The organism is Psychrobacter sp. (genome assembly GCF_036731945.1).
GTDB lineage: Bacteria > Pseudomonadota > Gammaproteobacteria > Pseudomonadales > Moraxellaceae > Psychrobacter.
Map to the genome: position 1 here is coordinate 21,441 of NZ_DAINDI010000025.1, position 6,975 is coordinate 28,415.

Here is a 6,975-nt window from a genome sequence, read left to right on the forward strand (position 1 = left end):
TTCTTAATTGTCACTATTAGAGTTCGTATGAATACACCTGCCACACCGCCTGCCATTTTAGAGTATGAGAACAAACTCGCTAACATATCGATGGCGGTTATTTATCATAGTAATTATGGGCATACCAAACGCGTTGCCGAAGCAGTGGTGACGGGCGCGCGTCAACAATTACCAGATTCGCAGGTTAAGGCAGTAGATGTCCATGACGTTGATTGGGATTTTGTCGATCAGGCGGATTTATTGGTGTTCGGTAGTGCCGTGTATATGGGCAGCGTGACCGCAGGCTTTAAGACTTTTATGGATGAGACCTCTAAGCGTTGGTATCACCGTAAATGGGAAGGCAAGTGGGCCGCAGGTTTTGCCAATTCGGGCGGTCTGAGCGGTGATAAGCTTGCCGTCCTGCAGCAGATTTGTCTCTATGCCATGCAGCACGGAATGAATTGGATCGGTTTACCACTGATGCCAACAGGACATGAATCACATGATTTAAATCGTCTTTCGAGCTTTCTTGGTTTGATGACACAGTCGCTAGATGGGCCGCCTGAAGTCACGCCTGGCGCAGGTGATATTGATACCGCCATTTGGTTTGGCGATCATTTGGCTAAGACTATTATCAAGCATCAGCCTAAAAAACAAATAGTCATTGCAGAAGATTAAAGTTAAATATTTCTATTGATTATTAATAACTTACAAAAGCAGCTATCAAACCGATAGCTGCTTTTTATTGGCCATTATTTGTAGTCGAAGGGATTTGAAAGGGAACAGCGTTAGTGGGTCGGCGCGCGTTGGATAAATTTTCCACAATAAGCGTTTTAGAAGACACCCTTTCAGAAGAAACATTTTTAACAGGTATCGGACTTTCGACAAACTGAAAAGATTGGCAACCTGCTACAGGGATTGTCGCTGCCAACGTAAATATAAAGAAGAGTGATTTCATAAGGACATCTCGAGCGTTATTGGCAATATGGCAATGGTTGGCGATATTAAACAGCATTTATCATAAATAAAATGCTGCATCAGTCAAAAGGGTTTTTGCGAGTAGGACAAAGTTCATGCTAAATACAGGGTAGATTATAACAAGCACTATGTATCCATTATGTACGTTTAAAACCTGTAATAACAAGCATAGAAGTCGTTTTTTGATATATATGACGACTTATCTCATTTGATTAATCTGAGAAGCTGAATATTTTCTAAGTTTAGTAATTGTTTTTTAAGGGATTAATTGTATTAATTAAAATTATAATATGAAAAAACATAGTGATTGAGTGTGAATGAAGCTTTATAAGAGGTTTTTTTAAGTTTTGTAAAAACGTGCAGTGAATGAGTTACTATTCAAGTAATAGTCGTGAAATAGTTTTACATTAGTGGGGTGAGCAGACATTATTTAGAAACTATCTTTATTAAGTTGTTTTTATCACGCCACTTTATTAAGCATTTTACTGGACGATTTGCTAAATCATGTAATGGATTATAAGTTGAGTATTAACATTATTTTAATGATTTTACTCAATATCAAATGTCATATCCTGACCAATCGTTCTAATAATAATTACAACACCCTAGGTGCCAGCTATATGAGGATATTATGAAGCCACTTTCTGTGATGTTATCGATGCTTGTCATTGGTATTACTTCCAGCGCCGCGATGGCTGAAGGTGCTAACCTTCCTAATGCCAATTTACCCGATGCTAGCTTACCTAATGTAAGCCCCGCCAATAGCGAGCTTGTCAACCGCGGTGCCTATATTGCACGTGCCGCTGACTGTATGGCTTGTCACGGTGAGAATTACACGGGCGGCACAGCGATTGAAACCCCGATGGGGAAGATTTATTCAACCAATATTACCCCTTCTAAACGTTACGGTATCGGCAATTATACCGAAGCAGATTTAAAGAACGCTTTGCAAAAAGGTCGGGCGCCTGACCATATGCTATATCCTGCCATGCCATATCCTTCTTATAGCGGTATGAAAGAAGAGGATATCAGCGCCTTGTTTGCTTATCTGCAAACCGTTCCGGCTGTTGATGAAGCCCCTAAGCAAGAAACCAAATTACCGTTCCCCTTTAATATCCGTAGCTTAATGATTGGTTGGAATCTGCTCAATATACCCTCTACTGAAAAGCGCGACGGTCTAAATGAAACCCAAAAACGGGGTGAGTATTTGGTCAACAATCTCGAGCATTGCGGCACTTGTCATACGCCGCGTAATAGCACCATGGGCTTTGATAAAAAAATGTATTTATCAGGTGCGCCGCTTGGTAATTGGCATGCGCCGAACATCACGCCTGACGAGTCGAGCGGTATCGGCAGTTGGAGCGAGCAGGATATTATCACGTATCTACGCACCGGTGAGCTTGACCAACGCGCCTATGCAGGTGGGCCAATGGGCGAAGCGGTCGCGCACAGTACGCGTTATTTGAAAAATGAAGATTTGAGTGCGATTGCCTCTTATCTAAAAGCCATACCCGCTATCCAAACAGAAGACAAGGTCAATAGCGTCAATGTGGCGCGCCTGCCAACGCCTGTGAACGAATCTATCACGCATGACTTACTGGCGCAAAAAGATTACTTGGCGCAAGCTAAGTCAGAAGTAAGTAACGGTAGTAACTCACCAGAAGCGTTATATTTAGCCGTTTGTGGTAGCTGTCATGGTGTCGATGGTTATGGTCAACCTGACGCGCGTTACGCGCCTATCGTTGGACTGAGCAGTCTTCGCCGCGAAAAGCCTGACGCTCTCGTTAATATGATTTTGCATGGGGTAGAGAGCGCGACCAATACCTCGCCTATCATGCCAGGATTTTCAGAAGAGCTCAGCAGTGAGCAGATTGCAGGTATCACCAACTATGTCCGTACTAGCTTTGGCGGTCATCCAAACAGTGAGGTCAGTGCCGCTGATATTGAGCGCATCGCGTCTATAGGCGTCGAAAAGCCTTTTTTAATTAAGTACGCAGGTTTGCTAGCGATAGTCGGTATCATTGTCGCGATTTTGATTATCATATTTATTGTACGAGCCATTTTACGTTCTAGACGCCGTCGTTAATTATAGTTTAACTATTGCAACGAGCTTAGAATTTATTACCAGACAGGGATTAACGGCAAGACGGTAGGGCATGATAGCTTGGCAAATAAGCGCAGAGTTAAGCCAAGCTGATAAATGCTAAAAACACTTAGGAATGAAATGAGGGTTTACTACAAATAGAACAAGTGCCTACTGTTATGTACGAACGTCTACTTTAAGGATATTATTATGAAAGACATGCTTCAATCACCAACGCGGCGCCAACTGCTCTCGATGATTGGTAAAACAGCGGGTGCAACCGCCATGTATCAAGCAATGACGACATTAGGGTTTGCCTCAGAATCAAGTTTTAAAGAAACGATGGATTTAAAAGGGGCGCCTCCCGGTGCTAGTATCATCGTTTTAGGCGCAGGTCTTGGTGGACTGACCGCGGCGTATGAGCTGCGTAAGGCAGGCTATAACGTCAAAGTCCTCGAGTTCCAAAATCGCGGCGGCGGACGTAGCTGGACTCTCAATAGCGGTGATAAATATACTGAGCTTGGCGGCGAAGAAGTTACTTGTGATTTTGAAGAGGGTAACTATTTCAATGGTGGACCATGGCGTCTACCAAGTCATCACTATGCCGTTTTCCATTATTGCAAACAGTTTGGCGTTGAGATGCAGCCCTTTATTCAAACCAATGACCGTGCGTATTTACATCGTACTGATCATTTTAATGGTGTACCGCAGCGCTTAGGTGATGTAAAAAATGACATTAAAGGGCACGTATCAGAATTATTATCAAAAGCAGTCAATGTCGGCGGTCTTGATCGTTCTGTGAATAAAGAAGACAAAGAAAAACTACTTGAAGGCCTAAAAGGCTGGGGTGCGCTCGATAAAGACTATCGTTATCGAACCAGTCATGAAACCAGTGGGCACCGTGGTTTTAGCGTATTACCGGGTGGTGGATTAATGCCCAATGCAAAACCTTCAAAAGTTTTACCGATGAGTGAGCTATTAAATTCTGGTATGTGGGCCGATATTTACAATAATCATAATGTTTACGTGCATCAACCAACCATGTTCCAGCCTGTTGGGGGTATGGGTAAAATTGGCGATGCATTCACTCGCGAATGCCGCGATATGATTGAGTTTAATGCCAAAGTGACCAAAATTCATCAAGATGAAAGCGGCGTCACAGTTGATTATGTTGATAGCAACAATCCAGATGGCGCAACCAAAACCATCCGTGCCGATTGGTGTGTCTGTAATATTCCCTTAACCGTATTGACCCAGCTTGACATTAATGTGTCAAAACCCATGAAACAAGCCATGGCTGCTATTCCTTATGAGACTTCTTATAAAGTTGGCTTAGAGTTTAATCGCCGCTTTTGGGAGGAAGATGAGTGGATCTATGGTGGTGTATCCTATACAAATATGCCTATTGCACAGATTTCCTACCCTTCGCAAAATATGTTTAAAACAGGTACGGGAGTATTATTGGGTGCCTATGGTTATGGTCCAACATCTTATAAATTTAATAGTTTAACCCCGCAGGAGCGTATCAACGTTGCGCTTGCCTACGGTAAATATATTCATCCGCAGTATCCAAAAGAGTTCCGCGCTGGTACGTCAGTCGTCTGGCATCGTATTCCTTGGACACTCGGTTGTTATGGTATTTGGAATGAATCAACTCGTCGGCAGCATTATGACACCTTATGCAGTATAGATAACCGTATTGTATTGGCGGGCGAGCATTGCTCACACATTCCAGCATGGCAAGAAGGCGCTATTTTATCAGGTATGGATGCCGCAAAGCGCCTACATAAAAAAGCAAAAATGCTGGGTTAATATGAATAATTATAAAAATTCAGAGGCTATCATGGACAATGCAATCGTAAAAAACATGACACCTAAGTTGCTGACTGTAATATTAATGAGTGCAATGAGCAGTGCGGTACTTTTAGGCTGTAGTCAACATTCAGATGATGTAGAGACAATGGCAAGTAAACAACAACTAGATACTGAAGCGACGACTGACTACCAAGCAAGTCGAAACAATGGCGCTTGGGGATCGGTCTACATGAGTCGTGAGGAGCTTGCTGCTCCTACTACCAATATCGTCGATGACTCATCACTGCCTCGTATGGACAGTGATCCAAGTATTGCTGAATGGGAAACCAAGTTTGAAGGGACAAATGCTTTTGTAACGACAGATGGCAAAAAGCTGTATCACGACTCTTGTGCTGCTTGCCATATGCATAAAGGTGAGGGTGCTTACGGTGCAGGTTATTATCCACCACTGGCTAACAACAGTAAAATGCAGTCAAAATATTACGTTATTGACATCTTAATTAATGGTTTTCGCGGTATGCCATCATTTCATGGCATGATGAATGATGAACAGTTGGCTGCGGTGACTCAGTATGTGCATAGTGAGCTTAATAATTATACAGATACAGTGACCGCTGAAGATGTGGCTCAGCTACGACATGCTAACCCCTCAGCTGGCGATCCAAGTGATGAGTAACGTTTGATGAGTAACGTTATTATTCAAGCTTTTAGCTCATCAATTTTAAGGCTTAATGATTAATGTAAGCAGTAAATCGTTATTCTCATTTAGAAAAAGCGCCCGATATGTTTATCGAGCGCTTTTTTATTTGTGAGCATTCAGTATCGCCTAACCCTATTTTACGTAATAAAGATGGCTAAGTTATCTAAGTTATCTAGGACTAGATGACCAAACTGGGGAGCGGATAGTGCCTTGACCAGATTTACCGAATGCTTCGCCGCCGTTTAAGGACTTAATAGTCAGTACGCCTTTCCCGCCCTGCTTTGAAGCGAAAACCACGCGCTTACCGTTCGGTGAAAAACTTGGTGCTTCATCGATACCTGTAGCGCCTAAGTTCGCAGTAATGGCGCCGCTACTGTTCATGATGGCAGCTGAACGACCACTTAAAAAGGCGATTTGCGAGCCATCGCTACTAAACTGCGGGCTGGTCGCATAGCCACTATTCGATACTTGCGTGGTACGGCCTGAACCAAACTCATAACGATAGATGCGAGGTTTGTTAAACCCTGCACGGTCACTAACAAAGACAAAAGATTTGCCATCAGGGGCATAACTTGGTTGTACTTCACTGCTTGGCCAATTGGTCAGACGTCGTGGTTGACCGCCACTAGCGCTCATCTCATAAATATCGGCGCTACCCTCAAAGCTACTAGAAAACAATATCTTGCTACCATCGGGCGAAAATGACGGACTAAGGTTGCTACCTGGGAATGGGGTTAATGGCGTAGCCCCGCCGCCGCTTACGCTTTGAATATAGATGACAGGATAAGACTTATCACGCTGGACTGAATAAGCAATGCGATTGCCATCAGGCGACCAAGTCGGCGAGAAGATAGAGCCTGCCACTTCTGTGATGGTTTTGGCGTTTTCGCCGTCAGCATCCATAACCTTTAAGCGCGAGATTTTCTCTTTGCCGGTGCCGATTTCTTCGATATAAGCAATACGCCCTGAGAAGTCGCCGGGAATGCCGGTGATCAGCTCATATACTTTGTCCGCAATCACGTGGGCGGCGTAACGCATGCTTTCCTTATTATTATCAGCGGTTAACGTTTGCTTGCCTTCGATCACGCGTCCGGTTTTAACCTCAACGACTTCATAATCGGTGACCACTTTACCGCGATTGCTGCGCGTGCTACCGATGACAAGATAAGGAATGCCCATGCTTTGCCAAACCGGCAGGGTACCGGCTAACTCGCTACTGCTGTGTGGCTGCTGCGGTAGGTTTTGACTGGTTACTTTTAGCTCAGTTTTGCTTAAATCATTTAAGATAATCGGTGACAAAGTAGAATCGCCAGCAAAGGAGACAAAAGCCACTTGGCTTTGTTGTACCGGAATCTCATAATCCAATTCTAAAACGACAGGCGCCGCCAAGACGCTAGGAGCAAGCAATAAGCTTGAGGTA

At 43.7% G+C, this 6,975-nt stretch carries 5 protein-coding genes; 4 read left to right on the forward strand and 1 reads right to left on the reverse strand.

Annotated features, from left to right (window positions below; all coding sequences use genetic code 11):
* The first annotated feature begins 27 nt into the window (after positions 1-27).
* From V7D75_RS06910 to V7D75_RS06925, 4 genes are all read left to right on the forward strand, one after another.
* Positions 28-657 (forward strand): flavodoxin family protein, encoded by a 630-nt coding sequence (locus V7D75_RS06910; RefSeq protein WP_333613975.1) that lies wholly within the window; start codon positions 28-30, stop codon positions 655-657.
* Between the two features lie 931 nt (positions 658-1,588).
* The gene (locus tag V7D75_RS06915) at positions 1,589-3,043 is read left to right on the forward strand and encodes a cytochrome c (RefSeq protein ID WP_333613964.1); all 1,455 of its coding nucleotides are present in this window, start codon (positions 1,589-1,591) and stop codon (positions 3,041-3,043) included.
* 207 nt (positions 3,044-3,250) lie between these two features.
* Complete coding sequence (locus V7D75_RS06920; RefSeq protein WP_333613965.1) at positions 3,251-4,852, forward strand: flavin monoamine oxidase family protein; 1,602 nt, start codon at positions 3,251-3,253, stop codon at positions 4,850-4,852.
* 1 nt (position 4,853) lies between these two features.
* Positions 4,854-5,531 carry a c-type cytochrome gene (locus V7D75_RS06925; RefSeq protein WP_333613966.1) on the forward strand — a complete coding sequence of 226 codons (678 nt, stop codon included), beginning with the start codon at positions 4,854-4,856 and terminating at the stop codon, positions 5,529-5,531.
* 192 nt (positions 5,532-5,723) lie between these two features.
* Here V7D75_RS06925 and V7D75_RS06930 read toward each other — a convergent pair.
* Positions 5,724-6,975 (reverse strand): translocation protein TolB (locus tag V7D75_RS06930; RefSeq protein ID WP_333613967.1); only part of this gene is annotated, 1,252 nt, incomplete at its 5' end.

What these genes read in the sequence shown, in the direction of transcription:
- V7D75_RS06910 (WP_333613975.1), top strand. Translation starts at nt 28, where the DNA reads ATGAATACACCTGCCACACCGCCTGCCATTTTAGAGTATGAGAACAAA.
- V7D75_RS06915 (WP_333613964.1), top strand. Translation starts at nt 1,589, where the DNA reads ATGAAGCCACTTTCTGTGATGTTATCGATGCTTGTCATTGGTATTACT.
- V7D75_RS06920 (WP_333613965.1), top strand. Translation starts at nt 3,251, where the DNA reads ATGAAAGACATGCTTCAATCACCAACGCGGCGCCAACTGCTCTCGATG.
- V7D75_RS06925 (WP_333613966.1), top strand. Translation starts at nt 4,854, where the DNA reads ATGAATAATTATAAAAATTCAGAGGCTATCATGGACAATGCAATCGTA.